At 62.4% G+C, this 13,630-nt stretch carries 13 protein-coding genes and 1 pseudogene; 10 read left to right on the plus strand and 4 right to left on the minus strand.

Translation table 11 applies throughout. The features are described from left to right. Positions 1–48: 48 nt before the first annotated feature. Both J3361_RS14405 and J3361_RS14410 read right to left on the minus strand, forming a co-directional pair. Positions 49–939, minus strand: a complete 891-nt coding sequence (locus J3361_RS14405) for a triacylglycerol lipase (RefSeq protein ID WP_207965154.1) — start codon at positions 937–939, stop codon at positions 49–51. A gap of 120 nt (positions 940–1,059) precedes the next feature. Beyond that, positions 1,060–1,698, minus strand: coding sequence for an FMN-dependent NADH-azoreductase (locus J3361_RS14410; protein ID WP_207965155.1), 639 nt, complete (start codon positions 1,696–1,698; stop codon positions 1,060–1,062). Between the two features lie 137 nt (positions 1,699–1,835). Here J3361_RS14410 and J3361_RS14415 point away from each other — a divergent pair, with 137 nt between their 5' ends. Further along, a complete protein-coding gene (locus J3361_RS14415; protein WP_207965156.1) occupies positions 1,836–2,777 on the plus strand; it encodes a LysR substrate-binding domain-containing protein in 942 nt (313 codons plus the stop codon). Positions 2,778–2,834: 57 nt separating this feature from the next. Beyond that, a complete protein-coding gene (locus tag J3361_RS14420) occupies positions 2,835–3,365 on the plus strand; it encodes a ferritin-like domain-containing protein (protein ID WP_092171445.1) in 531 nt (176 codons plus the stop codon). A gap of 118 nt (positions 3,366–3,483) precedes the next feature. On the opposite strand, the gene J3361_RS14425 is transcribed toward J3361_RS14420, so the two are convergent. After that, positions 3,484–5,559: an AsmA family protein gene (locus tag J3361_RS14425; RefSeq protein ID WP_207965157.1), complete on the minus strand. Its 2,076-nt coding sequence runs from the start codon at positions 5,557–5,559 to the stop codon at positions 3,484–3,486. A gap of 376 nt (positions 5,560–5,935) precedes the next feature. Here J3361_RS14425 and J3361_RS14430 point away from each other — a divergent pair, with 376 nt between their 5' ends. From J3361_RS14430 to J3361_RS14465, 8 genes and pseudogenes are all read left to right on the plus strand, one after another. Beyond that, entirely contained in the window at positions 5,936–6,430 is a 495-nt protein-coding gene (locus J3361_RS14430; RefSeq protein WP_207965158.1) for a hypothetical protein, read from the plus strand. 156 nt (positions 6,431–6,586) lie between these two features. Beyond that, positions 6,587–7,219 carry a TetR family transcriptional regulator gene (locus tag J3361_RS14435; RefSeq protein ID WP_207965159.1) on the plus strand — a complete coding sequence of 211 codons (633 nt, stop codon included), beginning with the start codon at positions 6,587–6,589 and terminating at the stop codon, positions 7,217–7,219. 264 nt (positions 7,220–7,483) lie between these two features. Beyond that, positions 7,484–7,854, plus strand: a pseudogene (locus J3361_RS14440) (DUF6124 family protein). A gap of 356 nt (positions 7,855–8,210) precedes the next feature. Next, a complete protein-coding gene (ureE, locus tag J3361_RS14445) occupies positions 8,211–8,711 on the plus strand; it encodes an urease accessory protein UreE (protein WP_057448286.1) in 501 nt (166 codons plus the stop codon). Then, positions 8,708–9,382 carry an urease accessory protein UreF gene (locus J3361_RS14450; protein ID WP_207965160.1) on the plus strand — a complete coding sequence of 225 codons (675 nt, stop codon included), beginning with the start codon at positions 8,708–8,710 and terminating at the stop codon, positions 9,380–9,382. The genes ureE and J3361_RS14450 overlap by 4 nt, the downstream gene beginning before the upstream one ends. 9 nt (positions 9,383–9,391) lie before the next feature. Continuing rightward, positions 9,392–10,006, plus strand: coding sequence for an urease accessory protein UreG (gene ureG, locus J3361_RS14455; protein ID WP_207965161.1), 615 nt, complete (start codon positions 9,392–9,394; stop codon positions 10,004–10,006). Between the two features lie 31 nt (positions 10,007–10,037). Then, positions 10,038–10,610: a HupE/UreJ family protein gene (locus tag J3361_RS14460; protein WP_207965162.1), complete on the plus strand. Its 573-nt coding sequence runs from the start codon at positions 10,038–10,040 to the stop codon at positions 10,608–10,610. Positions 10,611–11,152: 542 nt separating this feature from the next. Then, entirely contained in the window at positions 11,153–12,286 is a 1,134-nt protein-coding gene (locus tag J3361_RS14465) for an AGE family epimerase/isomerase (protein WP_207965163.1), read from the plus strand. Between the two features lie 134 nt (positions 12,287–12,420). Here the strand turns inward: J3361_RS14465 and J3361_RS14470 are convergent, their stop codons facing one another. Beyond that, positions 12,421–13,185 (minus strand): SDR family oxidoreductase, encoded by a 765-nt coding sequence (locus J3361_RS14470; RefSeq protein ID WP_207965164.1) that lies wholly within the window; start codon positions 13,183–13,185, stop codon positions 12,421–12,423. Positions 13,186–13,630: the final 445 nt, after the last annotated feature.

Raw genomic sequence — 13,630 nt, forward strand, 5'->3', positions numbered from 1 at the left:
GGGAGCGGGCTTGCTCGCGAAGAACGATAACGCGGTCCTCCTGATGATCTACACCCCGGCCGCCTTCAACCGCTCGGCATGCTCGACAAACAACCGGACCGGCTCGGCGCCCTTGCCCACCAGCCCCAGCGACTGGTTGACGATGTCGAAGTGGTCCAGCGGATAGTCATCGCCGATGACCGTGCCCAGGTGTGAGCTGTAGCGCCCGACCATGCCGTCGCATTGCCCCGCCTCCCTGACAAAGGTACGGGCAAATAAACGGCACGTGCGGTTGGTGCCGTCGAACAGGTTGCGTCCCTTATCGGTCTTGCCCGGCTGCAAGGTGCCGGACCACGAGTAATAGCGCACGCCATTGACCTCTTCCGGCCCCTGGCCGCCCCAGGTCGCCGGCAAGCCCTGTGGATAACGTTGGTTGAACAGCGCCACTCCCGCAGTGGTCAGGGAAACGTGGGACGCGTGGATGTCCACCGGCAGCTTCGGCCCGCGATAGCCAGTGTCCAACAGGCTCATCAGCAAGTTGATCAGGCGCAGCACGGCACTGAGCACACGCCCCTTGGCGCTGTCGGAGGGATAGTGGCGCTGCAGGTAATCAGCCAGTTCGGAGCCGTGGTTGGGGCCGGCCACCGAGGTGACCGACGCCACCAGGTCCGGGCGCTTGGCGGCGGCATAACGGGCGGTGAGGCTGCCTTGGCTGTGGCCGATCAGGTTGACCTTCTGCGCACCGGTTTGCCGCAGGATGTCGTCGATCAGGGCCAGCAACTGCTCGCCGCGCACCTCGGACGAATGCAGCGGCGAAACCTTCACCGCCACCACCACGGCCCCTCCGCGACGCAACGCCGAGATGATCCCATACCAGTACGGATACAGCACCAGACAAATGAACCCGAACATGCCCGGGACCAGCACCAGCGGGTAACGGGTGGCGCAGCGTTGCGACATGGCGACATCCTTGTGATCAAGAGGTGGTCAGCATCGGTACCGATCATGACCAGTCTATGACACCTAGATGAATCCGTGGCGAGGGAGCTTGCTCCCGCTGGGCTGCGCCGCAGCCTCCTTTCAGAAAGAACGCGCCAACGCCTGCAAACGCTGCTCGGCCTCGGCACAGGACAATGCAAAACTGCGCTCAGCCGACTCTTCGCCTTCGGCCGCCACCACCGTCACATCGGTAATACCGATAAACCCCAGCACGGTGCGCAACAGCGTGTCGGCGTGGTTCATGCTCTCCAGTTGGCCGCCGGGGCCGAAACCGAAATCGCCACGGCTGGTCACGATCAGCGCCTTCTTGCCCAGCACCAGCGGTTCGTAGTGCGACACGCCGTTATCCAGGCTGTGATTGAACGTCAGCCCGATGCGCACGATCTGGTCGATCCAGGCCTTCACGCCGCTGGGCACGCTGAAGTTGTGCATGGGCGCGGCGATCACCACTCGGTCGTGGGCTTGCAGTTCCGCCACCAACGCATCGCTCAAGGCCAAGTCCGCCTGCATGATCAAGGGTCGATTTTGCGGCTCGGGGTAGAACGCCGCCGCAATGAAGGCTTCGTTGACCGGCGGTATCACTGTCCGTCCGACTTCGCGGCGGGTCAATTGAGATTGCGGATTCGCGGCCTGCCACGCCGAGACAAAGGCCTCGGCCAGGCGCCGGGAATGGGAACGCTCGCCCCGGGGACTGCCATGCACTACAAGAATCTTGCTCATCTGAATCTCCTTTGATGCGGCTACAATTAACACTGCGTGTGCGGCGCAGATTGAAGCCCTGTGCTGCCAGCAGACAACTGAGCGTTAGTTCATCGGGATGAGTTAATTTCATCCGTCACGTTTTCAGGAGAATCCGGATGTTCGCCAACCTGCCGCTCAACGCCCTGCGCGCCTTCGAATCCGCCGCGCGGTTGCTCAGTTTCAAGGCGGCCGCGGCGGAGTTGTCGGTGACGCCGACAGCGGTCTCCCACCAGATTCGAGCGCTGGAGAGTTGGCTAGGGCTGGTCCTGTTCGAACGCCTGCCACGCCAGGTGCGCCTCACCGACGGAGGGCAACGCTTGTTCCACAGTTTGCACGGGGCCTTGCTGGAGGTGGCGCAAAGCGTCGATACCTTGCGCCCGCAACGCAGCACCAGTCACCTGACCCTGTCCACCACCGCCGCGTTTGCCGCCCTGTGGCTGGTGCCTCGCCTGGGGCGCTTTTATGCGCGCCACCCCAACATCAACGTGCGCCTGGACACCCATTGCGAGGTGATCGACCTGCATCAGGACGCCAGCGTCGACCTGGTGGTGCGCTACAGCCTGGACGCCTACCCGAACCTGTACGGCATGTGCCTGTTCGATGAAAGTTTCGGGGTCTATGGCTCGCCTGAACAGGTGGCCCTGGCGGCACGGCAGCCGCCAACGCAGATCAGCGTGCGCTGGCACAACTCCAAGCTGTACGCCCACGGTTGGGATGCCTGGTGCGCCCAGGCCGGGGAAACCTGGCTCACCCGGCAGCCGTGCATGCGCGAGTACGACGAGGAGCATTACGCCTTGCAAGCGGCGATTGCCGGGCAGGGCCTGGTCTTGGCGAGCAATATCCTGGCGTCGGAAAGCATCGCCAGCGGCTTGCTGGTGGGCTATCGCCCAGAGGTACAGGTCAGCGGCGCCGGCTACAGCGCCCTGTGCGTCCCGGGCCGCGAACGCCATCCGCCGGTGCGGGCGTTCTTCCAGTGGTTGGGAGAGGAGGCGCGACTGTCCGGTTATGCGCTGAAAAACTCAGTAAAACTTTTTCAAGACCGCGTCACTCACATTTAGAGTGATCGCGCCAGCAGAGCGTGACGCCTCAACCGGATCAGCCTCCAGGAGAACGAGATGAGCGACATGCACTTATCCGATGTAACCACCCTGCGCGAACGGGCACGGCAGAACGTGCAGAACGGCGCCGTGACCGAAGGCTACGGCGCCGATCGCCAGGAAGTCATCCGCCTGCTCAACGAAGCGCTGGCCACCGAACTGGTTTGCGTATTGCGCTACAAGCGCCACTACTTCATGGCCACCGGTCTCAAGGCCAGCGTGGCGGCCAGTGAGTTCCTCGAGCACGCGAACCAGGAAGCCGAACACGCCGACAAACTCGCCGAGCGCATCGTACAGCTGGGCGGCGAGCCGGAGTTCAACCCCGATCTGTTGACCCGCAACTCCCACGCCCAGTACGTCGCAGGCAACACCCTCAAAGAAATGGTGTACGAGGACCTGGTGGCCGAGCGAATCGCCATCGACAGCTACAGGGAAATCATCCAATACATCGGCGAAAAAGACCCGACCACCCGGCGCATCTTCGAAGACATCCTGGCCCAGGAAGAAGAGCATGCCGATGACATGGCCGATATCCTGGCTGATCTCTGATACCGCCATCGCGAGCAGGCTCGCTCCCACAGGGGACCGCATTCTTCCTGAAGAACTCGGTCGAATGTGGGAGCGAGCCTGCTCGCGATGGGGCCGGCAGTATCACTGCAAGGCTCGGCTACCGGGTAGGCTTGACCGTCACCGGCGCCTTGCCCGCCTTCATCTGCTCCAGCAGCGGCGCGCACTGGTTCGGCTCTCCGCCGCTGGGCGCCACCAGCGCCAGCAACCCGGCCGCCGGCGCGGCGATCACACCCAACGCCACCATGCCGGCACCGCGCAGCATCAGGGGCACGGCCTTGACTCCGGCGGCGGGCTTGGCGAAGGGTCCCCGTACATACAACGGCGAACGCAGGGAAATCAGGCGCCAGCCCTTGGACTCTGGGGTGATGGTCAGGTCCAACTGTTCACTCGCCATGTTCGCCGTGCCGTCGATGTAGATGATCGCGTTTTCGGTGTCGAACACGAACAGGCGCGTGGTCGCCAGGCCGGTCTTGATGTCGAAGTCCGCCGCCGCGCAGTTGATCTTCACTTCCTTGTCGCCAAAGATTTTCCCTACCACGTAGTTGCCGACGTTCAACCCCGCCAGCTCCATCAACTCCCGACTGATGGCGCCATCGTTGATGAGCATTTTCAGCGTGCCGTTGGAGGTGCCCAGCAACGCCGCCACCGAATTGCCGCGCCCGGTGATATCGGCATCGCCATTCAATTCGCCGAAGCTGGTTTTCATCGGCTCGAAACCCGGGAACAACTGCTTGAGCTTGAACCCTCGCGCCGTCAGCTTCGCCTGGCCTTCCAGTGGCCGGGTGCGCCCGTTGAGGCGGATCTGCGCATCGAGGCGGCCACCGGCCACGCCGAAACGCAGGGGCTCAAGGCTCAACTGCCCGTTGTTGAGCACCAGATGGGTGTACAGGTCGGTGAACGGTAGCTGCTCGCTATGGACAATGCGTTTGCCGGTGAACTCCACATCGGCGTCCATCACGCTCCAGCGCTCGGTGCGAAATTCTTCCACGGGCAAGACCTTGCCGGTCGGCTGCTTGCTGGCGCCGCCCCGGGCTTTTTGCTCGGCGTTGGAGTCAGCACCGATCAGAGGCGCCAAGTCGCTGAACAGCAGTTGATTGGAAACCAGCGCGCCACTGAGTTTCGGCCGCGGCTGGCTGGCGACGTAAGCCAGGTCGCCATGGATATCGCTGTCGCCGATCTTGCCGTTGAACGCCTCATATCGAAACAGCGCCCCACCCGGCTCATGCAGCTTGGCGATCAAACGACCATCGGTGGCGTAAGGCGGCGAGTCCGGCAGGGTCACGCCAGTCAGCGGGTAGAGATTGGCGAGGCTGTTGCCGGCCAGTTTCAGGCGCAAGTCCAGGGCCCCGAGGTTCAGCGGGTCGGTAAGGGTGCCGGCCAGTTCGACACGGGTGTCAGCGATTTTCGCCTGGGCCTGGAGGGGAAAGGGTTGTGAGGCATCCTTCAGTGCCAGCAAGCCACCGACCTTGCCGGAGCCGGTCAGGTTTTGTCCGTGATACTGCCCGTTGACCTTGAAGGCGAACGCATAGTCCTGCGGCGTCGCGCCTTGGTCCTGGGCTTTTTTCGCGGCTTTGTCACCGACGATATCGCTGAACGGGATGGGTTTGCCTAATGGGTCGATCAACAGGTCGAGGCGGGTCTTGAGTGTCTGGTCATTAAGGGTGACGTGGCCTTTGTCGAAGCCGATGGCGCCGATGTCCACCACCCAGCTGGACGGCTCGGCATCCGGGTCTTTTGGATCGAATTGGAAGGTCCAGTTGGCGCGACCGTCCGCCAGGCGTTGCAGGTTGGCGTTGGGCTCCGTCAGGTCGATGCGCGGAACCGCCACCCGCCGGGCCAGCAAGGCCAAGGGCGAAACGCGCAGCTCGACGCGCTTGAGCGTGACCATTTGCGGCGTTTTCGACCAGTCCGGGTTACCCAGGCTCAAGTCTTCGGCCACCACATGGGGCCACGGCAACCAGGCGCGCCAGCCACCTTCCTCCGGCTCGCGCTGCCAGACCACCGCCAGGTTGCCGTTGATGGCGAAGGGGCGATGCAACTCCTCGGAAACCTTGGCATTGAGCGTGGGCTTGATGCGGTTCCAGTCGAAGAAGGCGATGACCAGGATCAGCACCGCCAGCAGGGCAACAAGGCTGGCAAAGCTCCAGGCGAGGACTTTCGAGGTGCGCGTCATGCACAAGGCTCCTGATGACAAGTCAGCGTCCGCAACCGCGGTGCTGTTTTAAATACGAACCTGCACCGGTTCGTCATGAAGGGTTGGACTGGCGAAACGGCCAACAGGTGCCGATGAACGGCACAAAAAGATGCCAGGATTCTGACTGATCGGCCAACAAACTGTTACCGCTCCCGCACATTTGCGAGGCAGCGATGGGTACAAAATACCCACCACGGTGCAAAACAGCACCTTGGAAACGCCCGTTCTAGAGCCTTCGCCGCGAACAATCAATTCCGTTGATTATTACCATTGCGTTTATGAACTTTTATATCGACTTATCGAGAGTAGCATTGCCCTCGTACCCACTTTATCGCCCTCCCAAGGAGCAACGATCATGAAACGCCAATTACTGATGAGCCTGTCCCTTTCACTGCTGGCCTCCACTGCCTTCGCACTGCCAGCTTCCGAACAAGCCACGCCACAGGTCAAGGACAGCCACTCTGTCTACAGCCAGACGGTTGCCGAAGGTGGTCGTGATCGTCTGGAAGAAAAAGGCCTGGCTGAAGACGGCTATGACCGTACCCCGCAGAGTGATGCCCTGGCAGCCGACGGTTCCGACCGCACGCCTGGCCAAACCCTCGCTGCTGACGGTTCCGACCGCACCCCAGGCCAAACCTTGGCCGCTGACGGTTCCGACCGCACTCCAGGCCAAACCTTGGCCGCTGACGGTTCCGACCGCACTCCGGGCCAAACCTTGGCAGCCGATGGTTCCGACCGCACTCCAGGCCAAACCCTCGCCGAAGACGGTTCTTCCCGTACCAAAATGGGCGATACCGTGGCCGAAGGCGGTGGTGATCGCGTGATCGAACGCAACGGCACAGTGAGCTGAGCCCATGGTGGCCCAGAGAAAAGCCCGATTCCTGCAATCGGGCTTTTGACTTTTCAGGCCCTCCGTTTTCCCCGCCCGCCCCTCTCTACCGTTCGACGTCGGCAAAGCCGATTTGCTAGAGTGCGTCGCTCCCGTGAATCAGAAGCCAGCCTTGCGATGCTGCCCCGCGCCGAACAGAAACAACAGACTCGAATTGCCCTGATGGACGCAGCCCGCCATTTGATGGAGTGCGGCCGCGGATTCGGTAGCCTGAGCCTGCGGGAAGTCGCCAGGACGGCAGGCATCGTGCCCACCGGGTTCTACCGGCACTTCGACGACATGGACCAACTCGGCCTGGCACTGGTCAGCGAAGTCGGCCAGACCTTCCGCGAAACCATCCGCCTGGTCCGCCACAACGAGTTCGTCATGGGCGGCATTATCGACGCGTCGGTGCGGATCTTTCTCGATGTGGTGCAAGTCAACCGCTCCCAATTCCTGTTCCTGGCCCGCGAGCAGTACGGCGGCTCCCTGCCGGTGCGCCAGGCCATTGCTCAATTGCGCGAAGACATCAGCTCGGACCTGGCCGCGGACCTGGCGTTGATGCCCAAGCTGCAGCACCTGGACCTGGCCGCCCTGGGCGTGATGGCCGATCTTATCGTCAAGAGCGTGTTCGCCACCCTGCCGGACATCATCGACCCACCCGCCCAAGCCCTCCCCGAACACCTCACACCCCAAGCGAAGATGACCCAGCAACTGCGATTCATCTTCATTGGCCTCAAGCATTGGCAAGGGTTGGGCAGTACCGAATAACTGTCAGCATGCGTTCTCTGTGGGAGCGAGCCTGCTCGCGATGGCGGCGTCTCAGCCCCTGATTGCCCACCTGACACACCGCCTCCCGAAGAACCGCCTGGGCGATAGGGCCATCTCTGTAGGAGCTGCCGACCGCTGTGATCTTTCGGTGCTTTTTCCCCGCCAAACCCTCGGACATTTCCTTCAATACGCCGGGCTGTTCAACAGTTGCCACCTCTTCGAATGCAAGCGAAAGGATGTCGACCCCAACTCTGGTACATAGATATGTTCAAGGTCACTCCAAATCCGCCAAAAAGCGGCCACAAATCCCGCGTCCAAGCGCAGGAAGAAAAAAAGCGCGAAGACGCCGCCACCCGGCCCTCGACTACTAGCTCAAGCCCAAGCCCGCCTCACCGCCCGAACCTGACAAAAACCAGCTCTTCATCGTTTCGCCACACATCGACACCGAGACCCTGCTCGCCAACGCCTCCGAAGACCTGCCCTCCATCAGCACCATCGCCGCCGACGTGGACGACTCTCGCCGCTGCGTCGCCCTGGCCATCAGCCGGATGGCCGATGGCGTGCAGTTGTTGGTCGAGCGAGCGTTGGATCATCTGGAAACCAAGGAGATGGCGGCGCCTGGTGCCAAGGGATAGCGCGTTGTTTTGATGCAAGCTGAGCCGACGCCATCGCGAGCAGGCTCGCTCCCACAGGGTTTTGTGTCGAATCGAATATCAAGTTCAACACCATTCCACTGTGGGAGCGGGCTTGCTCGCGAAAGCGGTGGATCAGACATATTGATGTCGACTGACACGCCGCCTTCGCGAGCAAGCCCGCTCCCACAGGCGCTTTTGTGTTGGTCGCAAAATGGTGCGCAGCCCCACGACGCGCACCAACATGGCACGCAATTCGCCCCATCCTGAAACGCCATCCCCTGATATTTCCTACACCCCCTTCGATTGGCAAGCCCCTTGCTCTAAACACAGCACCGTTCATTGCCGGAAGCACTCCGATGCTGGTGATTCACCGCAGAATCGACACTCAACCGCGCTGGGACGCCGAGCTGCACCTGACCTTCGACGCCCGCAGCAAAAGCCGTCTGCGCTGTTTCAGTGCCGAAGGTGAAGACGTGGGGTTGTTCCTGGAACGAGGCCAGCCGCCGCTGTACGACGGCGAATGCCTGCAGGCCGAAGACGGGCGTATCGTGCGCGTCTGCGCTCGCGCGGAACAATTGCTGCACGTCACCTGCGCCAATGCCTTCGAACTGACCCGCGCCGCCTACCACCTGGGCAATCGCCACGTGGCCCTGCAAGTCGGCGATGGCTGGTTGCGCCTGCTGGACGATTACGTGCTCAAGGCGATGCTCGAACAACTGGGCGCCCGCGCTGAAGCCATCGAAGCCCCGTTCCAGCCGGAACATGGCGCCTATGGTGGCGGCCATCATCACTCCCGGCACGGCGACGAAGACTTCAACTACGCGCCGCGCCTGCATCAATTTGGCGTGCGCACATGAACCCGGCCTGGGCGCTGCTGCGTCTGGCCAGCCCGCAGTTGCCGATTGGCGGCTACAGCTATTCCCAGGGGCTGGAGATGGCGGTGGACAATGGCCAGGTGAAAAACCCCGACGACGCACGGCGCTGGATCAGCGATCAATTGCTGCTGAACCTCGCGCGTTTCGAGGCGCCCTTGCTGCTGGCTCACTGCACCGCGGCCGCCGCTGACGATTGGAACGCGCTGCTGCAGCATTGTGAGGAGCACCGCGCCAGCCGGGAAACCCGCGAGCTGTATCAGGAGAGCCGGCAGATGGGCTACTCGTTGCAGCAACTGCTCGCCGGCCTACCGGAACTCGACGGTGCCTCCCGGGACTTTCTAGAACAGCGCAGCGAACCGCACCTGGCACTGGGCTGGGCCCTGGCCGCCCGCGCCTGGCAGATCGCGCCCCAGGACGCCCTCGCCGCCTGGCTGTGGAGCTGGCTGGAAAACCAACTGGCGGTGCTGATGAAAACCCTGCCCCTGGGCCAGCAAGCAGCCCAGCGCCTGACCAGCGAACTGCTGCCGCTGTTGCAACAGGCCCAGCAGGACGCCTCGAACATCGACCCCGACCATTACGGCAGCGCCGCGTTTGGCCTGTCCCTGGCGTGCATGGCCCATGAGCGCCAGTACAGCCGTCTGTTCCGTTCCTAGGAGACACACATGAATACACAACCTCTGCGCGTCGGTATCGGCGGCCCGGTGGGCTCCGGCAAGACCGCCCTGACCCTGGCCCTGTGCCTGGCCCTACGTGAACGCTACAACCTGGCGGTGGTGACCAACGACATCTACACCCGCGAAGACGCCGACTTCCTGGTGCGCAACGAAGCCCTGGCGCCGGAACGGATCATCGGCGTGGAAACCGGCGGCTGCCCGCACACGGCGATTCGCGAAGATGCCTCGATCAACCTCGAGGCGGTGGACCAGTTGAACCGGCGCTTTCCGGGCCTGGACGTGATTCTGGTGGAGTCGGGCGGCGACAACCTGTCGGCGACCTTCAGCCCGGAGCTGTCGGACCTGACGATCTATGTGATCGACGTTTCCGCCGGGGACAAGCTGCCGCGCAAGGGCGGGCCGGGCATTTGCAAATCCGACCTGCTGGTGATCAACAAAATCGACCTGGCCCCCCTGGTGGGCGCGTCCCTGGAGATGATGGACAGCGACACCCGGCGGATGCGCAATGGCAAGCCCTTCGTGTTCAGCAACCAGAAAACCGGCCAGGGCCTGGAGGACATCATTGCCTTCATCGAGCGCCAGGGTCTGCTGAGCGCCGCCTGATTTTTCCGACTGACAACAAGGAAGCTTATCCATGACCTTCAAACGCCTCTTCGGCGCCCTCGCCCTGCTGCTGACCCCGGCCCTGGCCTTCGCCCACCCCGGCCACGGCGACAACGGCCTGATCGCCGGCCTCGGCCACCCCATCGGCGGGCTCGACCACTTGCTGGCAATGCTGGCGGTCGGCTTATGGGCCGCGCAACAACAAGGCGCCGCGCGCTGGGCGCTGCCCTGCACCTTCGTCGGTACGATGCTGCTGGGCGGTCTGCTGGGCTTTGAAGGCCTGGCATTGCCGGCGCTGGAGAGCGGGATCGCCGCTTCGGTGTTGGCCCTGGGTCTGGCGGTGGCACTGGCGGTGCGTCCGCCGTTGAGCCTGGCGGTTGGCGCGACGGCATTGTTTGCACTGTTCCATGGCGTGGCCCATGGCTTGGAACTGCCGGACATGTCGAGCCCGTGGGCCTATGCGGTGGGCTTCGTCGCAGCCACGGCGGCGCTGCATGGCGCAGGGTTTGCACTGGTGCGAGTGCTGCCACGCGCGGCGGCGCCATTGGTTCGGTTGGCTGGAGCAGCTTCGGCGGGGGCTGGGGTTTGGTTGTTGGCGGGTTGATTCTTTAGCGCCTGCCAGGGCCTCTTCGCGAGCAGGCTCGCTCCCACAATTTGATCGGGTACACCAGCCCTTGTGGGTGCCAGTCTGCTTCCAACACCGACCGAAAGGCAGATGAGCTTTTGTGGCGAGGGAGTTTGCTCCCGCGGGGTTGCGAAGCAGCCCTAAAACTGCTGACGCGGTGTATCAGATGGATTGAGTTGCTGCTATTGGGGCTGCTGCGCCGCCCAGCGGGAGCAAGCTCCCTCGCCACAAAAGCGCCCTCGCCAGAGGGGTTGTGTGGGGATTCAGAGTGCGAAGAGATTGCAACACCAGCACCACCGCCCAACTCAACACCAATCGCCGCCACAACCGCGTTTTGGTGAGTCATTGATCGGTACTCACGCCCTTTGTGGGAGCGAGCTTGCTCCCACAATTTGATCGGTACACACCCTGTGGGAGCGGGCTTGCTCGCGAAGGCGGCCTGATAGCCACCCCATCTCCCCAGGCCTGCCACTCTGCTACCATGTCGCGCAATCGCCCCCAAGCCGTGACGACGTCCGCCCATGCCTGATGCTTCCCGCCCCGCTTCCCCGCCTGAATTGACCGCCCTGTTCGCAACAGTGCGTCAGCATTTTCACGACGTGATCGTGCCGATGTGGCAAGGCCCGGGCTGGAATGCCGAACTGGCGCTGCCCTATGAATCCCTGGATGCCGAACATGCGCCGCTGCCGCCCCAGCGCTACCGCGCCATGGCCTGTGCGCGGCAGTTGTATGTGTTCGCCAGCCTGATTGGCGAAATGCCCCAGGCCGAGGAACGGGCCAGCGCACTGTTTCGCTCGCTGCAACGTCATTTCCACGACGCCGAACACGGCGGCTGGTTCTATAGCATCGATCCGCAAGGCGCGCCGCTGGACACCGGCAAAGACCTCTACACCCACGCCTTTATCCTGTTCGCCTGCGCCCATTACTGGGGCAAGGTTCGCGAACCGCTGGTGGAATCGGTGCTCAACGCAAGCCTGGAGGTCATTGCCAAGCGCTTTGCCAGCGCAGACGGTCTCTACGAGGCCAGTCTCAAGCGCGATTGGTCAACGACCGGATCCGGACCGTTGCAAAACCCCTTGATGCACTTGGCCGAAGCGTTCCTCGCCACCCTCTCGGTCCGCGAAGACGCCAACGCCCGCCAGGCGTTGCTGAGCCTGTGCGACGGGATGGCCAAGCAGTTCATCGAGCCGCAGCAACGCGTGATGATGGAGAAGCCGCTCAAGGCTGTGGATAACTGGTTCGAACCGGGACACCAGTTCGAATGGTATTACTTGCTGGCTTCATCGCCGCTGTTGCGCAACGGCAAGTTGCACACGGCTCTGGAGCGCAGCTTCGGCCATACCGAACAACGCGGCGTCGATCCGGATTCCGGCGCGGTGTGCGCGATGCTGGCTCTGGAACCACAGGCCAAGCCACGGGACGCGACCCAACGCATCTGGGCCCAGGCGGAGTACTTGCGAGCGCTGACCTTGCGCCCGGGCAATCAAGGTGCATTGCTGCGTCAACTGCAGGCATTGCAGCAGCAGTTCCTGCATGGCAAAGGCTGGAACGAATGCCTGGACGCCGACGGCATCGTCAGCCGCCGGGACATGCCGTCCACCACGCCGTATCACCTGCTGACCTGTTATCGCGGGCTGGCCGATTATCTAGGCTGACTGGCAAACCGCTATCGCGGGCAAGCCTTGCTCCCACAGGTTTTGATTCATTTCTGGGGAAGTAGGGCTGTTCCCACAGGCTTGATCTTTCCCTGTGGGAGCAAGGCTTGCCCGCGATGAACGATAACGCGGTCTTATGTTTTGTTACGCTCAATCGCAAACCCAGCCCAAGTCTGGCTCACCGGCATCAGCTCCAGGCTGTTGATGTTGATGTGCGCCGGCGTGTTGAGCACCCAGAAAATCGTGTCGGCGATGTCCTGTGGCTGGATTGGCTCGGCACCGGCATAGGTCGCGTTGTAGCGCTCCTGGTCGCCACCGAAGCGCACCAGGGAGAATTCGCTTTCGCACAGGCCCGGCTCGATGTTGCTCACTCGCACGCCCGTGCCTTGCAGGTCGCAACGCAGGTTCAGGGAGAACTGTTTGACGAACGCCTTGCTCGCGCCATACACATGGCTGCCCGGATACGGGTAGTTGCCGGCGATGGAGCCCAGGTTGACGATCCCGGCCCCACGACCGTGGGCGATCAAGCGCGGCAACAGCAGGCGAGTGCTGTAGATCAGGCCTTTGACATTGGTGTCGACCATGGTGTCCCAGTCATCGAGGTCGCACTTGGGCGCCGGGTCGACGCCCAAGGCCAGGCCGGCGTTGTTGATCAGCCCGCGCAACGTGGCGAAGGACGGCGGCAGGTTGGAAATGGCCTCCTCCATGGCCTTGCGATCGCGCACATCCAGGACCAGGCCATGGACTTCGGTCTGCTTCGACAGCTCGGCGCAAAGGGCATTGAGGCGTTCTTCACGACGACCAGTCAGCACCAGTTTCCAACCGGCCTCGGCAAAACGACGGGCACAGGCCTCACCAAAACCGGATGTCGCGCCGGTGATAAACAGGGTGTCAGACATCGTGTTCTCCTTGTTTGAACTTCAAAAGCCATTGAATGGAAATCGGCCCACAGCATGCCCGGCCTGGGGCGCCGGGGGCAAGTTTGCCCATGAACTTCTGGCCCGCAGCTGCTCATAAAACAACCAATCCACGCCAGGCCTTGTCCAACAAGGCCCGTAGCCGATTGCCCGCACCTTATCCACAGGCACGTCCACAGTAATCGGGGGCAAGTGCAAAACCCGCAAGCCGCTGTGCATAAGGCTTTGCGGGGTATTTGGAAAATATTTTCGCTTGACCCTGCAACTCAGGTTGTGCAACGCAAGTTATCTGCTATAAGCCAGCGCGCAAGAGCCGATGGCTCCAAGCCAGTAACCATGGCCCTCAGCGCGGTCTTTCCAGAGTTTAATCACAGACTTATCCACAGGCTTGCTCACAGACTTTCGAGCCCATTCCAGTACTCGGAAA

Origin of the sequence: Pseudomonas sp. OA65 (assembly GCF_017498305.1) — a bacterium.
GTDB lineage: Bacteria > Pseudomonadota > Gammaproteobacteria > Pseudomonadales > Pseudomonadaceae > Aquipseudomonas > Aquipseudomonas zanjanensis.